The sequence below is a fragment of the Novosphingobium sp. ERN07 genome (assembly GCF_012641335.1).
Lineage (GTDB): Bacteria > Pseudomonadota > Alphaproteobacteria > Sphingomonadales > Sphingomonadaceae > Novosphingobium.
The window spans coordinates 117,661-131,922 of record NZ_JABAID010000003.1 but is presented as its reverse complement, the minus strand read 5'-3'; the positions used below and the strand labels follow the sequence as shown (position 1 = coordinate 131,922).

General features: G+C 65.3%; 15 protein-coding genes. 7 read left to right on the top strand and 8 right to left on the bottom strand.

All coding sequences use genetic code 11. The features are described from left to right. On the top strand, positions 1 to 1,704 hold the full coding sequence (locus HGI47_RS06095) for an amidohydrolase (protein WP_168851939.1): 1,704 nt from the start codon (positions 1 to 3) through the stop codon (positions 1,702 to 1,704). A gap of 75 nt (positions 1,705 to 1,779) precedes the next feature. Here HGI47_RS06095 and HGI47_RS06090 read toward each other — a convergent pair whose 3' ends face one another. The 5 genes from HGI47_RS06090 to HGI47_RS06070 all read right to left on the bottom strand — a co-directional run bounded on the left by HGI47_RS06090 (position 1,780) and on the right by HGI47_RS06070 (position 6,163). After that, positions 1,780 to 2,295: a flavin reductase family protein gene (locus HGI47_RS06090; protein ID WP_206066029.1), complete on the bottom strand. Its 516-nt coding sequence runs from the start codon at positions 2,293 to 2,295 to the stop codon at positions 1,780 to 1,782. After that, on the bottom strand, positions 2,267 to 3,010 hold the full coding sequence (locus HGI47_RS06085) for an SDR family NAD(P)-dependent oxidoreductase (RefSeq protein WP_168851938.1): 744 nt from the start codon (positions 3,008 to 3,010) through the stop codon (positions 2,267 to 2,269). Before HGI47_RS06085 ends, HGI47_RS06090 begins: the two co-directional genes overlap by 29 nt. A 3-nt stretch (positions 3,011 to 3,013) precedes the next feature. After that, the gene (locus HGI47_RS06080) at positions 3,014 to 3,379 is read right to left on the bottom strand and encodes a hypothetical protein (protein ID WP_168851937.1); all 366 of its coding nucleotides are present in this window, start codon (positions 3,377 to 3,379) and stop codon (positions 3,014 to 3,016) included. 19 nt (positions 3,380 to 3,398) lie between these two features. After that, the gene (locus HGI47_RS06075; RefSeq protein ID WP_168851936.1) at positions 3,399 to 4,568 is read right to left on the bottom strand and encodes an acyl-CoA dehydrogenase family protein; all 1,170 of its coding nucleotides are present in this window, start codon (positions 4,566 to 4,568) and stop codon (positions 3,399 to 3,401) included. 86 nt (positions 4,569 to 4,654) lie between these two features. Next, the gene (locus HGI47_RS06070) at positions 4,655 to 6,163 is read right to left on the bottom strand and encodes an aldehyde dehydrogenase (protein WP_168851935.1); all 1,509 of its coding nucleotides are present in this window, start codon (positions 6,161 to 6,163) and stop codon (positions 4,655 to 4,657) included. 251 nt (positions 6,164 to 6,414) lie between these two features. On the opposite strand from HGI47_RS06070, the gene HGI47_RS23040 reads away from it, so the two are divergent. Next, positions 6,415 to 7,401 (top strand): AraC family transcriptional regulator, encoded by a 987-nt coding sequence (locus HGI47_RS23040; protein WP_168851934.1) that lies wholly within the window; start codon positions 6,415 to 6,417, stop codon positions 7,399 to 7,401. A gap of 55 nt (positions 7,402 to 7,456) precedes the next feature. On the opposite strand, the gene HGI47_RS06060 is transcribed toward HGI47_RS23040, so the two are convergent. Genes HGI47_RS06060 through HGI47_RS06050 form a run of 3 tightly spaced genes read right to left on the bottom strand, consistent with a single transcriptional unit; the run spans position 7,457 to position 10,417 of the window. After that, the gene (locus HGI47_RS06060) at positions 7,457 to 7,954 is read right to left on the bottom strand and encodes an aromatic-ring-hydroxylating dioxygenase subunit beta (RefSeq protein WP_168851933.1); all 498 of its coding nucleotides are present in this window, start codon (positions 7,952 to 7,954) and stop codon (positions 7,457 to 7,459) included. Then, complete coding sequence (locus HGI47_RS06055) at positions 7,951 to 9,231, bottom strand: aromatic ring-hydroxylating dioxygenase subunit alpha (protein ID WP_168851932.1); 1,281 nt, start codon at positions 9,229 to 9,231, stop codon at positions 7,951 to 7,953. Before HGI47_RS06055 ends, HGI47_RS06060 begins: the two co-directional genes overlap by 4 nt. Position 9,232: 1 nt before the next feature. Next, positions 9,233 to 10,417 (bottom strand): amidase, encoded by a 1,185-nt coding sequence (locus tag HGI47_RS06050; RefSeq protein WP_168851931.1) that lies wholly within the window; start codon positions 10,415 to 10,417, stop codon positions 9,233 to 9,235. A gap of 390 nt (positions 10,418 to 10,807) precedes the next feature. On the opposite strand from HGI47_RS06050, the gene HGI47_RS06045 reads away from it, so the two are divergent. Genes HGI47_RS06045 through HGI47_RS06025 form a run of 5 tightly spaced genes read left to right on the top strand, consistent with a single transcriptional unit; the run spans position 10,808 to position 14,194 of the window. Further along, complete coding sequence (locus HGI47_RS06045; protein ID WP_168851930.1) at positions 10,808 to 12,010, top strand: amine dehydrogenase large subunit; 1,203 nt, start codon at positions 10,808 to 10,810, stop codon at positions 12,008 to 12,010. Next, complete coding sequence (locus HGI47_RS06040) at positions 12,007 to 12,549, top strand: MauE/DoxX family redox-associated membrane protein (protein WP_168851929.1); 543 nt, start codon at positions 12,007 to 12,009, stop codon at positions 12,547 to 12,549. The genes HGI47_RS06045 and HGI47_RS06040 overlap by 4 nt, the downstream gene beginning before the upstream one ends. Then, positions 12,546 to 13,154, top strand: a complete 609-nt coding sequence (gene mauD / locus HGI47_RS06035) for a methylamine dehydrogenase accessory protein MauD (RefSeq protein WP_144903626.1) — start codon at positions 12,546 to 12,548, stop codon at positions 13,152 to 13,154. Before HGI47_RS06040 ends, mauD begins: the two co-directional genes overlap by 4 nt. Before the next feature lie 36 nt (positions 13,155 to 13,190). After that, on the top strand, positions 13,191 to 13,712 hold the full coding sequence (locus HGI47_RS06030; RefSeq protein ID WP_144903628.1) for a methylamine dehydrogenase light chain: 522 nt from the start codon (positions 13,191 to 13,193) through the stop codon (positions 13,710 to 13,712). Positions 13,713 to 13,720: 8 nt separating this feature from the next. Beyond that, positions 13,721 to 14,194, top strand: coding sequence for a cytochrome c (locus tag HGI47_RS06025; RefSeq protein ID WP_240950020.1), 474 nt, complete (start codon positions 13,721 to 13,723; stop codon positions 14,192 to 14,194). Positions 14,195 to 14,262: the final 68 nt, after the last annotated feature.

Here is a 14,262-nt window from a genome sequence, read left to right as displayed (position 1 = left end):
ATGCGCAAACCGCTTCGCCTCACGCTTTTGGCCACGTCGCTGCTGACGATTGCCGCACCGTCCACTGCCCAGTTCAAGGATGCGGTAGGCAATCAACCACCGGTTCCGGCAGACGTGATTTATGTCCACGGCCATGTCTCTACCCCCGCCGGGTGGCAAGAGGCGATCGCGGTTTCGGGCAGCACGATCGTGGGGACCGGTAGCAAGGCGGATCTGGCGAAGCACCGCACGGCTACGACAAAGGTGATCGACCTTGAAGGACGCACGGTCCTCCCCGGCCTGATCGACATGCATGTTCACGCCGTGGATGCAGGGCTTCAGGCCAACAACTGCATCTTCCCGCAAGGCGCCGCGATGGCAACTGCCATTGCCACGGTCAAGGCCTGCGCGGCCAAGGCCAGGCCCGGAGCATGGATCGAAGGCGGGCAGTGGGATGGATCATCACTGGGCAAGGCAAAGCCGACGGCAAAACTGCTCGACGCGGTTGCTCCGGCAAACCCAGTGGTGCTGCACGATATCAGCCTGCACAGCGTGTGGGTCAATTCCGCCGCGCTCAAGCAAGCGGGGATCACCCGCGATACGCCAAACCCGGCAGGCGGCGTGATCGAGCGCGACGCCAAGGGCAATCCGACCGGCGTGCTGCGCGAAACCGCTGCCATCGCCCTGCTCAACAAGGTGCCCGCTCCCAGCGAGGAAGAGCGCATCGCCGCGCTGGACCGCGCCACGCACGCAATGCTGGCTCAGGGCATCACTGCCTATGAAGAAGCGCTGATGGCTTCGGCCAATGCGAAGATCTATGCCGCGCTGGCCGACCGCGGCCGGCTGGTGCAGTACGTGCGCACCTGCATGTGGGACAACGATCAGGACCTGATCGCGCAGCGCCAGATCTATGCCCGCCCCAGGCTCGACCTCGGCTGCGTGAAGATGATCCTCGATGGCGTGCCGACCGATGCGCACACCGCCGCTATGCTTGAACCCTATGCGGATGCCGATCACGCGCTGGGGCCCGAACGGCAGAAGGGCTCGCTGATCATCGATGCGCCCTCGATCATCGCCAAGATCACCCGGTATGACGCGGTGGGCCTCACCGTGAAGCTCCATGCTGCAGGCGATGCTTCGGTCCGGGCCGCACTCGATGGCATTGCTGCGGCGCGCAAGGCAAATGGCGGCTATGGCCCGCACCACGAAATCGCCCACGCGAACTTCATTGCGCCCGAGGACGTGGCGCGGGCCGCGCAACTGGGCGCGACTTACGAATTCTCACCCTACCTCTGGTTTCCGAGCCCGCCCGTGCGCGACGTTGTCACCACCGTGGGGCCAAAACGCATGGAGCGCTTCACGCCGGTGCGCGATGCGCAGGATGCAGGCGCGCGTGTCGTGATGGGATCGGACTGGCCGGTTATCCCGTCCATGTCGCCATGGGTCGCCATCGAAACGCTGGTGACACGCCAGGCGCCGGGCGGATCGGCCGAAGTGCTTTCGCCCAGCCAGCGCGTTTCTGTGGCCGATGCGGTGACGATGCTGACAACGAATGCGGCCAGGCAGCTTGGCATCGGGCACATCACGGGATCGATCGAACCGGGCAAGCAGGCAGACTTCATCGTGATCGACCGCGACATCTTCGCCGTGGCTCCGACACAGATCCACCAGACCCGCGTGCTGCGCACGGTGGTGGGCGGCAAGGACGTCTACTCGGCACAATGATCGCGGAACGGGTGCAAAAAAGGAGGCGCCGGGGGTGATCCCGGCGCCTCAGACATTTCCAGGGCTGGAATGAACTCAGACGAGCGCGTGGTAACGGCGGCCAAAATAGACGAGGCCGCCCTCACCCGTGCCCTTCAGTATCTCGCGCACTTCGCCCAGCACGACGCTGTGGGTCGATGCCTCGATCGTCATGGTGACGGCGCAGGCCAGCGTCAGTTGTGCAGCGCCAAGGCCGGGTACATCGACCGCGGTACGCACAAGATCCCCCGCAGAGGCGAAACGCTGGGCCATCGGCAGGTCCGCGTTGGAAAACAGGCGCGACAGGTCTTCCTGACCCGCCGCCAGCACGTTCACCGCGAAAACCCCGTTCTGCGCGAGAACATCGTGCATCCGCGAATTCCGGTTGATGCAAACGAGCAGCGAGGCCGGGCTGTCCGACAGCGAACAGACCGCCGTGGCGGTCATCCCGTGACGTCCTGCCGGCCCATCGGTGGTAATGACGCTGACCGCCGCACCCAGCGATGCCATGGCATCGCGGAAGCTGGGCGACGGTGGCGTCGGTTCAGCGCATGAAGAGGCCACCGTTTGCATCCCAGACAGCTCCATTGGCAAAGGCCGCGTCCCTGCCGGCAAGGTGCACGGCGGTACGGGCGATGAATGCGGTATCCCCGAGCTGGCGCACGGGGATCGTTTCGACGAGCGCGGCAAGCTGGGCCGGCGGCACCAGTTCGTGCACCGCAGGGGAATCAAGCGGACCCGGCGCGATCGCCGTAACTGCGACGCCCGCAGGGCCGAGATCGCGCGCAAAGACCTTGGTCAGCGTGATGATGCCCCCCTTGGACGCGGCATAGTGCGCGCCGGTGGCAGTGCCGCCGTTCTGCCCCGCGAGCGAGGCGATATTGACGATGCGGCCATAGCCCGACGCCTTGAACAGCCGCCCGAACACCTGACAACCGATGAAGGTACCGCGCAGGTTCACCTCGACCACGGCGGAGAACTCGTCAGGATCGATCTCGAGCACGGGCCGCGCCCTGGTGACGACGGCGTTGTTGACCAGCGCCTCGACACTGCCCCAGCGCGCAAGCACGGCATCACGCGCGGCTTCGAACTGGGCAGCCTGACGCACGTCGAGCGCGAGGCCGAGCGCAGTTTCACCCGATGGATCAAGGTCTTGCGCAAGGGCCTGTGCAGCCTCGCCGTCGATGTCGGACACGGCTACGCGCCAACCCGCAGCGTGGAAGGCGCGCACCAGTGCCTCGCCCAGTCCCCGCGCGCCGCCAGTGATCAGGACGCTGTCAGCGGCCATCGCTCAAAGCTCCGGAATCACGAGCTCGCGGCCGATCCGCGCTTCGAAGCGCATGTAGCGCCACAGGCGATAGCCATCGATCTCGATCGTGCGTAGCAGGTTGCACGCGGCAACCACCGTATCGCGATCGGGCATGTCGGCCAGGATGTAGAACGTCCAGGGCCAGCCGGTGGGCGATGTGCCGACCATGGTCTCGTCATCGTCGATCGTGCCAAGGATGGACACGCCCGGCAGATCGCGGATGCCCCGCAGCAACTGGCCAGTCGCCTGCCAGACCTTGCCGATCTCGGTCGAAGGCAGGTCGAAGAAGTTCTGCAGCACGGCTCCGCACAGCAGGACGCGCAAGGGGCGGCGGGGGGTATCGGTCATGGCAGCTCTCTTTTGCTGATCAGGGGAAACCGGGGGGCGGGGTCAGCCCGAAGAACACCTTGCCCGCGCTTTCGAACGTGCCATCGGCAAGGAACGCGTGCTGCGGCACGATCATCGCATCGTGCATGTAATGCGCCACGGGATGGCCTTCGAAGATGCCGGTTGTCCCGCTCATCCGATAGACCGCGCTGGCAACATCCGATCCCGCGCGCGCCGCGTGGCTGGCCCCAAGGCGCAGCAATGCGATCTGCTTCGGCGTCAGATCGTCGCCGCGCTGCAGGACGTCGAAGGCTTCCTCGGTCGTTTCGTAGAAGAAGGCACGGGCCGAACGCAGCGTGGCTTCGGCACGGGCGAGGTCCATCTGCACGTTGGGCCGGTTGGCCAGTGTCGGCGCGCCGGTGATCGAAGTGCGGCCGATGGCATAGTCCATCAATTCCTCGATCGCGGCACGGCCGACGCCCAGCGCGACCACCGCCAGCACCTGCGCGGCCAGGGCCATTGCCGGATAGCGGAACAGCGCGCCTTCAAGGTTGGATTTGCTGCCACGAACGAAGGTCCATTCGCGCGGGACCATGACCTTGTCGACCACGACATCGTGGCTGCCCGTGCCCTTGAGGCCGATCACGTTCCAGTTGCGCACGATCTGCGCCTTGTGCGCGGGCATCACGGCGACGAGCGGCAACCCGCCGGTCGAGGCATCGCCTTCAACCTTGATGCCGACGCCGATGTAGTCCGCACCCGTGCTGCCGCTGCCCCACGACCACCGCCCGCTGACCTCCAGCGCATCGCCAACCGGCGTTGCCGGTTGCGGCGGAAAGATCATGCCGGAGAAGACGACATCTGGCCCGTTCGCATACATTTCCTGCAGCGAGGCCATGGGCAGCGAGCCGAGATAGGTAGCCGAAACGCCAAAGCTCGCCACCCAGCCTGCCGAGCCATCGGCCTGTGCGATGCGCTCGATCATGCGCAGGAACGTGGCGGGGGAAACCTCGTCCCCGCCAAGCGATCTTGCAACGCAGGCGCGATAGACGCCCGCCTGCTTCATCAGCAGGACGACGTCCTGGCTGATCTGCTGCTTCTCGCCGAATTCGTCGCGGCGGGCGCGGCAGGCGGCAAGCAGCCGCGCCATCGGATCGGCGGCGGCTTCATCGGTTATCGGGCGGGTCTGCTCAAGGGGTGCAGTAGCCATCGGGTCCTCCCTCATCTTGTAGCCCATCTGACCCCGGAAGCCGCGCAGGCGCTATGCAGATCGCGCAGCAACCGCGAGTGCCCAAACTACAGGACAGGCATCGTGACCGACTTGACCTCGGTATAGAGGTCGATGGCGCTGTGCCCCAGTTCGTGGCCATAGCCGGACATCTTCCAACCGCCGAACGGCACCGCCGGATCAAGGATGTTGTGCGCGTTGACCCAGACATTCCCGGCCTTCAGCCCGGCGGCAAAGCGGTTTGCGGCGTGAAGATCGCCCGTCCAAACGCTGGCGCCAAGGCCGAAGCAGGTGTCGTTGGCAAGGCGCAGCGCCTCTTCCTCGGTATCGAACGGCAGCGCGATCACCACCGGACCGAACACTTCCTCGCGGAAGATCGTCATCTCGGGCGTTGCATCGGCGATGACGGTCGGGCGATAGAAGAAGCCATCGCCCTCCGGCGCGAAGCCGCCAGCGGCAAGGCGTGCGCCCTGGGCCAGCGCGCCTTCGACATAGCCGTTCACCCGATCACGCTGGCGGGCCGAAATCAGCGGCCCCATCTGCGCCTGCGCATCGGCAGGCGCCCCCAGCGTCATGCCGTTGGCTGCTGCGGCAAGGCCTTCGACCACTTGCGCAAAGATGCTGCGATGGATCAGCAGGCGCGATCCGGCCGTGCAGACCTGCCCGTGGTTGAAGAAGATCGCACCCGCTGCGCCTTCCACTGCCATCGGCACCGGGCAATCGGGCAGGACAACGACCGGGCTCTTGCCGCCCAGTTCCAGGCTGAGGCGCTTCATCGTGCCGGCGGCGCGGCGCTGGATATCCTGCCCGGCTGCGGTCGATCCGGTAAAGGCGATCTTGTCGACATCGGCGTGTTCGACCAGCGCCACGCCCACTTCGCGCCCGCCGGTGACGATGTTCAGCACGCCTGCCGGAATGCCTGCCTCTGCCGCGAGGCGCGCAAGGTAGAGCGCGCTGAGCGGCGTGTCCTCGGCAGGCTTGAGCACAACGGTGCAGCCAGCCGCCAGCGCAGGGGCGATCTTCCAGATCGCCATGACCAGTGGGAAATTCCACGGAATGATCTGGCCGACGACACCGACGGGTTCACGCACCGTGCGCGACGAAAACGTGACATCGGGAATGTAGGAGAACGAAGGGTTGATGGTGGTGCCTTCGATCTTGGTGGTCCAGCCCGCGGTGTAGCGCAGCGAATCCATCGCGATCACCACGTCGCCATGGCGCGCGGCAGGAAGGATCTTGCCTGTATCGGTCGCCTCGATCCGGGCAAGGATATCGGCGTCACGCTCGATCAGGTCAGCCAGGCGGTGCAGCAGGCGTTCGCGCGCCAGTGGCTTCATCCGCCGCCATTCCGGCGATTCAAAAGCCGCGCGGGCGGCGCTTACCGCGCGATCGACATCGTGGGCGGTGCCTTCGGCCACCATGCAGATGACGTTGCCCGTTGCCGGTTCGATCACATCGCGGCGTGCGCCGGCAACGGCCTGGACATCCTGCCCGCCGATCCACAGGCCGGGCGCGGAAGCGATAAATGCCTGTGCAACCGCTTTCGCATCGGTTGCTTCAAGAACTGCACTGGCCATAACGCCGGACTCCCGCTTCTGGCCTGACGAGGCCCTTGGCTTTTCGGGCTAGGGCGCAACGGGCAGGCCCCGCTATCCGTATTGCGCAAGGGGTGTGCCGAAACGGAATGGGGCTGCATTCTTACATGGCGACATTCCGGCAAGGCGCTTGACTCCCCGCCGCAACAAGTGTGTCGTCGGATTGCAAATCTGAAACCTGCGGGCCTGGGAGAGAGCATGGCTACGCGGGACAAACATTTTGGAGCGTGGCCGTGCTTGCATCCCTTGCCCAAGCCAATGTGCCCGGCGTATCGAGCCTTTGTTCGAACGACGCCGAAGTGGTGCACAACGCCCTCACCCGGCAGCTTTCTCGCCACAGCTTCGATTGCAGCCCGAGCGTGCGGCTTGACGCCAAAGTCTACAGCGCCGAGATCGGCTCCATCCAGATCGTCGACCTGCAATATGGTGCGGACGTCTCTGTCTCTGCCGAGTTGGGCGACAGCCACGTGCTGGTTCACCTCGCCCTCGATGGCGAGACGACGATGTGGGCGAATCACGGCAAGGTCGTGCTGCGGCGCGACGAAATGCTGGTATCCTCACCTGGAACGCCGCTGCGCGTGCAGATGACGCCGCAGTGCCGGCATCTGGCCGTGCGCCTGCCGGTGGCGACCTGCACCGAATATCTTGCGCGCGAACTGCACATCCCGGTCAATCGCCCGCTCGAATTCTACACCGGCCAATCCGGCACGCGCGAACTGCCGCTTGTGTGGCGCGGCATGGTGCAGCACTTGAGCGAACAGATGCGGCTTGGCCCCAGCATCATGGCCAGCCGCCGCCTGAAGCGGCAGTACGAGATGGTGCTGGCCGAAGTGCTGCTGGGCAATTACTGCAACAGTTATTCCGAGCAGATCGCGCTGCACGGCAACGACATTTCGCCGCGCCACGTCCGCCGCGCGCGCGAGATCATCCACCAGTCGCTCGACGACAACATCTCGATCAATGCGCTGGCCGCGCAAGTGGGCGTTTCGGTGCGGTCCCTGCAGAACGGCTTCCGCGATTTCCTTGGGCTGACGCCGCTCGAATATGTCCGCCGTCACCGGCTTGAACGGCTCCATTCGGCGCTGATGAACGCCTGCGGTGAGACTAGCGTGACCGAACTGATGCTGGAATGCGGCATCGTGAACTTCGGCCGCTATGCCCAGTATTACCGCCAGCAATACGGCTGCCTGCCATCGGAAACCCTGCGCCGCCGCGTCTGAGCGCGCTTCTCGGGATTGGGCGAGTGGGCCGGGCGGTAAGCCCGGCCCTTTGCTGTTACAGCAGGTAGCCGATGCCGTGCAGCGGATCGTCACAGTTGATTAGCGTGACGACCTTGCGGGCGAGCTTCAGGCCATCGGCGGAAATCGCGATGCGATAATCGACATCGGCGGCAAGCACGCGATGGCGCTCGTACTTGTATTCGACGATCACCTGCGCCGCGCGCAGATCGACGCTGGTCTCGCTCCGCGCTGTTTCGACAAAGCGCGATACCGTGCGCACCGTGCGCGCGGGCGGGGCGCTGCTCATCGAGAACCCGCTGAGCAGGCGCTTGACGCGCATTTCGCGCATTTCCGCATCGTCATACAGAACGTTGACCGCGTTGGCATGGTCGGTCACGCCGCGTTCCACGGGCACGATGTAAAGCCCGTCGGCGGACCACAGCTTCAGCCAGTCCTTGTAGGCAAGGCGATCGAGCAGGTCGGCCTCGGCCCAGACGAAGGCGGTGAGATCGGCGAGCGTCACGGCGGGGCGTTCAAGAGTCACAGCGCTCATTCCTCCATCATCCTCTTCCACATGCGATAGGCCGCGCGCATGCCGACCTCGCTGCTGACATCGCCGGCATCGTGGCCAGGCTCAGCGGTTCCTTCGGGCGCGGGCACGCCCCGGTTGACGAGGATCGGCATCCCCTCGCCCGCGCGGACGCCGCGCTGGACGCGCTCCCACCCTTCGGCATCGTCGGGCGTGCCGAAGCCCATCGGGCCCTGGAAGTGTTCGTGCAGGCGGATACGGGCGCGGTTGGCAGGGCCGACGTTTTCACCGCCGCTCATGCCGATGGCAACGTGCGTGATCTCGGTCGTTTCCACGTCGATGGGGCGCAGCACGCGGAAGAACGCCATCGAACAGGCGACATTGGGGAACAGGTTCAGGTTGAACCCTGTCCCGCCCACGGCACGGACGAGGCGACGCACGGTCATGTCATCATGACCTTCGGCGGCAAGTTCTGCCGCCAGATCGGCAAAGCGATCGGGGATCGGCGCTTCGAGATCGGCTTCGAGATCGATCAGCGACGGGATCATCACCATCACCGAATGGCCATTGCCAAGATCCTCGACCCAGCCACCCTGCCCCAGAACGTCGAAAACGTTCTCGGTTTCCTCGTCCAGACTATCGAGGAAGGTCTTGTGAACGATGGGGAAGTGATAGGCGTCGGTGGTGTTTTCTAGCTGGATCTTCCAGTTGCCGGGAAAGCGGAAACTGTGCTGGCCGAGCACCTTCACGCCGAACCCGCCGCCCTGTTTCATGAACAGGTCCATCCACTTGCGTGCCGCCCCCAGATGCTCTTCCAGTGGCGGGGCATCGGCATTGAACGTGGCAAAGATCATGCCCGCGTACTGTTCCACCCGCAGCGAGAACAGTGGATAGTCGGCCGGATCGAAGTTCTCGTCATAGCCCCAGCGGTGGGGCACCTTGCGCAGCGAACCATCGGGATCATAGGACCAGCCGTGATAGGGGCAGACGAATACGGACTGCTTGCCCTTCTTCTTCTCGCACACGCTGGCCGCGCGGTGGCGGCAGCGGTTCAGCAGGACGTGGACCTCGCCCTTCTTGTCGCGCGTGATCAGGACCGGGCTGGTGCCGACATTGCCGGTCTTGAACGTGTTCGGGCCGGGCAGTTCGCTTTCGTGCGCTACCCAGACCCAGGTCTGCTTGAAGATGCGGTCCATTTCCGCATCGAACAGGGCGGGGTCACGATAGATCGCGCCATCGGCACGATCACCCTCGAACAGCGCGCCCCAGGGCCGCTCTGCTACGGCATCCTCGCTGTGCATCTCAATTCTCCCGATCGAGCCCGGAGGCCACTGCGAACAGTCCCGCAGCCTCAAGGCGTTGAACCACGTTGCGCGCTGCGGCGCAGAGCTGTGCGTCTTCCCCGCGCCGCCCGACAAGCTGGAGCGAAACCGGCAACCCGTGGCCTGCGCGCAAGGGCAGGCTGATCGCCGGATGGCCGGAAAGGTTAAAGGGACGGACCAGCCGGGTCAGCGGCACCAGCGCCGGGGCGTCACCCGCATCGGCCAGCAGCGGCGGCACGACCGGCAAGGTCGGCAGCGCCAGCACATCGCACCGATCCAGTGCCGCATCGACCTCGGCGGCGAAGCGCAGCCGCACGGCCTCCGCCTCGGCAAGCTGCGCGTCGGTCACCGCACCGCCGGCGCGTACCCGCAGCCGAACATCCTCGCCCATAGCGGGGTGATCGACATGAGCCTTCAGGGCATTCCAGCTCTCGCGGCCGATGATCGTCATGCCGGCAACGAAGGCGTCCTGCAGCGACGGCAGCGTGATCTGCACCCCGCCGCCAAGCGTATCGAGCGCTTTGCGTACCGGCGCCGCCACGGCCTCTTCAGCCTGAACCTGCAAGATGCCCAGCTGGATCGAAGGCTCGGCCTGCGGCACGAAGCCCGGCGCAATCGCCTGCATCATCGCCTCGACCATCGCCACATCGCGTGCGAACACGCCGATGCAATCAAGCGAGGATACCGCGGGCGATGCCCCCGTCCGGTCCACCAGCCCGTAAGTGGGCTTGAACCCGATCACGCCGCAACACGCAGCAGGCATCCGCACCGATCCCCCGGTGTCTGTGCCTATGGCAACGTCTGCCAGCCCTCCCGCAACGGCCACGGCACTGCCGCTCGATGATCCGCCGGGAATGCGGGTTGGCCAGCCGGGATTGACCGGGGTGCCGCAGGCCGGATTGATGCCGGTGACTCCGAACGCGAATTCATGCATCCGCGCCTTGCCGATGATGCGCCAGCGCGGATCGCTCAATATACCTGCCACCGTTGCAGCGTTGCGCGGGGCGGGTGCAGCATCGCGCAGCACGGCACTGCCCTGCACCGTCTGCATGCCTGCAACATCGATGCAATCTTTCACGACGACGCGGGAAGGACCATCGCCAAGGTCGCACGCCTCGCTCAACGCGCCAAAGCGGTCATGTTGCTTGTGGGGCTGCTGATTCATGGTGGTGTCCGCTGTTCCCGGCGTGTGAGGCAAGTCCTGCCCTTGTGGGACAGCATCGCAAGCTTTGCCGCTATCCGTAACGCGCAAGGCGGTGTACATTTCACGCCGGAATCGCGACTTCGCCGCCAGGCCGGATCAGCGTGTACCAAAGGGCAAGCTGCGGGAATCGGCAGAAATCCGGCAATCGCATTTTGCGCTAGTTCCGCCACGCAATCGATATCCGGTTTCGGCAAGCCAATTGGATTGAATTGGCCGACGATTCCTTCAAATTCGATGGTGAAGCAAATACCACGGCGCGGGCATTGCCTGCGCCAGACGATTGCGCGACTGTGCCGACGATGCACGGGTCGCAGGGGAGCAAGACCGACAATGCGTTCACGGCGATTCAAAATGCTGGCCAAGATGCTGGCTGGCGGTTTCGGGGTCATGGCACTCGCCACGACCACGGCCTGCGCTGCCCCCAGGAAGGCTCCTCCCGCGCCAAAGGTCCCCGTGCTCGCTGTGGAAGACGTGACCACGGTTGAGCTGAAGGACCGCATTCCCCCGCACTGGCTGGTGGTGAACGACGTGGTCTTCACTCACCTGCTGGATGGCCGCGCCTACATCGTCGATGGGGACAAGGGTGAATACCTCGGCATGGTGCCCGGCGGGCATTCGCATGTGGGCGTGCAATTCACGCCCGATGGTTCGCACCTGCTGATGCCCGGAACGTTCTTCGCGCGGGGCAGCCGGGGTGAACGGACCGACGTAATTACCTGGTTCGCGCTCAAGGACCTGATGCCCGGCGAAGAGGTGGTGATCCCGCCCAAGCGCATCCAGTCACTGCCGCTGCTGTCGTCGATTCCCCTGACCGACGATGGGCGCTTCGTGCTGATCTACAACTTCACGCCCGAGCAGAGCATGACCGTGGTCGATGCGGAGGCAAAGTCGGTCGTCGGTGAATTCGAAACGCCCGGATGTGCGCTTGCCCACATGACCGGGCCACGCAGCTTCATGATGCAATGTGCCGATGGCAGCCTGCAATCGGGGGCGCTGGACGAAAGCGGCAAGATCACGCTGGGCGCAACCACTCAGCCCCTGTTCGAACGCGAGGACCCGGCAAGCGACAAGCCGGTGCGCATTTCAGCCTCGCGCTGGCTGTTCATCACTTTCGCCGGGGCGGTGGCCGAAGTGGACAATGCCAGCGGCACACCGACGCCGGGCGCGCGCTGGAAGCTGACCGGCCCTGGCGAGGATGCGTGGCGCCCCGGCGGCCTTCAGCCCTACACCTTCCACGCGCCCAGCGGCCTGCTCTATGTGCTGATGCACCAAGGCGGCCCCGGCACGCACAAGCATCCCGGCACCGAAATCTGGGTGTTCAGCGTGGCCAGCAAGCAGCGCGTGGCGCGCCTGCCCATCGAAACACCATCCACCGCGATCGAGATCAGCAAGGACGCAGACCCGCTGCTTTACACCGCGCTGTTCGGTTCGGGCACGGTCGTGGTGCGCAAGCCTGCCGATGCTTCGGTCCTGCGCAAGATCGAAGGGCTGGGCAATGACATTTCCGTGCTGCAGGCCCCGCCGGTGGTCCCTGCCGCAGGACCTGCCAAGTGAACGATCCGGTGATCCTCTGGCTGGGCGCGATCGGCCTTGGCGCACTTTTCGTCGCCTCTGCGGTGCACAAGCTGCGCGATCTGCGGCACTTTGCCGGGTCCATCGCAGGGTATGACCTTGTCCCGCGCGGGATGACCCCGGCGCTGGCACCTGTCATCGCCTTTGCCGAACTGGGCGCGGGGCTTTGTGCCCTGATCACGCTACTGGCGCAATCGCCGGGGCGCACAGGCATGATCGCCTGTGCCGCGATCCTCCTGCTTTATGCCGGGGCCATCGCCATCAACATCGCGCGTGGAAACACCGCCATCGATTGCGGCTGCTTCGGCTTCGGTGCGCGGGGACCCGGGCTTCGGCGCGGGATGATCGTGCGCAATGTGGCGCTGGCAGCGCTTGCCATGCCCGCCCTGCCGCCGCCTGCATCGCGCGGGCTGGTCTGGCTCGATGCGCTGACCCTCGTTGGCGGCCTTGCCGTGCTGGCCCTGATCCATGCCGGGGGCGAAATTGCTTTGAACCTTCCAACCAAGGAGTCTGCGGCATGAGCAACGCCGTGATTGCCGCGCTGATCGCGCTGTGGGTGCTGGTCATAGGCCTGTGCCTCGTCGTCGTTGCCCTGCTGCGCCAGGTCGGGATGCTGCACGAACGCCTGGGGCCGGTGGGTGCGCTGGTCATGCCCGGTGGGCCATCGGTGGGCGATGCCGCGCCGAATTTCGATCTGACCGCTGTTGACGGGCGTGCCGTGCGCCTTGGTGGGCAGAGCCCGCATCCACTGACGCTGCTGTTCTTCCTTTCACCCAATTGCCCGGTCTGCAAATCGATGCTGCCGCTGATCCGGTCGATCGAGCGGGAACGGCGCGGAGCCCTGCAGGTCGTGCTTGCCAGCGACGGGGACCTGCCCGCCCAGCTGGCCATGGTGAAGCGCGAAAGGCTGGAAGCCTATCCGCTGGTGCTGTCCACCCCGCTTGGCCTTGCCTATCAGGTTTCCAAGCTGCCCCACGCGGTGCTGATCGATGCCGAAGGCAAGATCGTCGCCAAGGGGCTGATCAACAATCGCGAACATCTTGAAAGCCTGTTCGAAGCCCATCGCATGGGCGTTGGCTCCTTGCAGGAACTGGCGGCTCGCGGCCTTCAGGAAGTGGCCGCATGATCGCGATCAGGAAGACCATTCACAGGGAAATCGAACATGCGCAGATTTGACCGTGCGGCCGAATATCTTGCCCGCTCTGCCGCGCGCAGCACCTCGCGCCGGGGCTTCATCGGCAGGCTGGGTGCGCTGGTGACGGCAACGGGGGCGGCCACGCTTCTCCCGGTGTCGCGCGTGCGGGCTGAAAAGGCCGCCGTGCCGATCCAGGTGCAGGAAGAGGGTGATCCCAATTCGTGCGATTACTGGCGCTATTGCGCAGTCGACGGGTTCCTCTGCTCGTGCTGCGGCGGATCGGCATCATCATGCCCGCCGGGTACAGAACCTTCGCCGATCACGTGGCTTGGCACCTGCCGCAATCCGGCAGACGGCCGCAACTACGTGATCAGCTACAACGACTGCTGCGGCAAGGCCGCCTGCGGCCGCTGCAATTGCAGCCGCGATGAAGGCGCATCCCCGGTCTATCAGCCGACCACCGCCAATGACCTCGACTGGTGCCTCGGCACGCAGGTTGGCGTGGCCTATCACTGTTCGCTTTCGGTCGTCACCGGCCCGGCGGACTGATGTTGCCGATGCGCCGCCTTGCCCTTTCGGCGCTGTTGCTGGCTGGCGCGGCAAGCGCGAGCCAGGCGATCCAGCCCGCGGACATGGCCGCAAAGCCGCGGGTTCAGGTGGATTATGCGCTGCATTGCCAGGGCTGCCACCTGCCCGACGGGCGCGGCATGGCGGGCAAGGTGCCGGACTTGCGCGGATCGCTGGGGCGTTTCCTCGAAGTGCCGGGGGGCCGCGCCTATCTGGTGCAGGTGCCGGGGGTTGCCACGTCACGCCTTGACGACGAAGGCACGGCCCGCCTGCTGAACTGGCTGGTGGCGCAGATGGGCTCCCCACAGACCTGCCGCCCTGCGCCCTTCACCACCGAAGAAGTGCAAGGCCTGCGCCGCAACTGGTTGCGCAAGGCGCGGCCGGTTCGCGATGCGCTGATGCAGCAGATCCCGGCAGCAACCGAACCGCGCAAGCGTTCATCCCTGCCTGCCTGCCCGGCTTGAGCCTGCTTCGATACCCAACAGGTATCGGACTTGCGATAATGACTCGTTATTGGCGGCGATCATTCCGG

Excerpts from the sequence above, each read along its gene's own strand:
- HGI47_RS06095 (WP_168851939.1), top strand. The coding sequence starts at position 1 with ATGCGCAAACCGCTTCGCCTCACGCTTTTGGCCACGTCGCTGCTGACG.
- HGI47_RS06090 (WP_206066029.1), bottom strand. The coding sequence starts at position 2,295 with ATGCAAACGGTGGCCTCTTCATGCGCTGAACCGACGCCACCGTCGCCC.
- HGI47_RS06085 (WP_168851938.1), bottom strand. The coding sequence starts at position 3,010 with ATGGCCGCTGACAGCGTCCTGATCACTGGCGGCGCGCGGGGACTGGGC.
- HGI47_RS06080 (WP_168851937.1), bottom strand. The coding sequence starts at position 3,379 with ATGACCGATACCCCCCGCCGCCCCTTGCGCGTCCTGCTGTGCGGAGCC.
- HGI47_RS06075 (WP_168851936.1), bottom strand. The coding sequence starts at position 4,568 with ATGGCTACTGCACCCCTTGAGCAGACCCGCCCGATAACCGATGAAGCC.
- HGI47_RS06070 (WP_168851935.1), bottom strand. The coding sequence starts at position 6,163 with ATGGCCAGTGCAGTTCTTGAAGCAACCGATGCGAAAGCGGTTGCACAG.
- HGI47_RS06060 (WP_168851933.1), bottom strand. The coding sequence starts at position 7,954 with ATGAGCGCTGTGACTCTTGAACGCCCCGCCGTGACGCTCGCCGATCTC.
- HGI47_RS06055 (WP_168851932.1), bottom strand. The coding sequence starts at position 9,231 with ATGCACAGCGAGGATGCCGTAGCAGAGCGGCCCTGGGGCGCGCTGTTC.
- HGI47_RS06050 (WP_168851931.1), bottom strand. The coding sequence starts at position 10,417 with ATGAATCAGCAGCCCCACAAGCAACATGACCGCTTTGGCGCGTTGAGC.
- HGI47_RS06045 (WP_168851930.1), top strand. The coding sequence starts at position 10,808 with ATGCTGGCCAAGATGCTGGCTGGCGGTTTCGGGGTCATGGCACTCGCC.
- mauD (WP_144903626.1), top strand. The coding sequence starts at position 12,546 with ATGAGCAACGCCGTGATTGCCGCGCTGATCGCGCTGTGGGTGCTGGTC.
- HGI47_RS06030 (WP_144903628.1), top strand. The coding sequence starts at position 13,191 with ATGCGCAGATTTGACCGTGCGGCCGAATATCTTGCCCGCTCTGCCGCG.
- HGI47_RS06025 (WP_240950020.1), top strand. The coding sequence starts at position 13,721 with ATGCGCCGCCTTGCCCTTTCGGCGCTGTTGCTGGCTGGCGCGGCAAGC.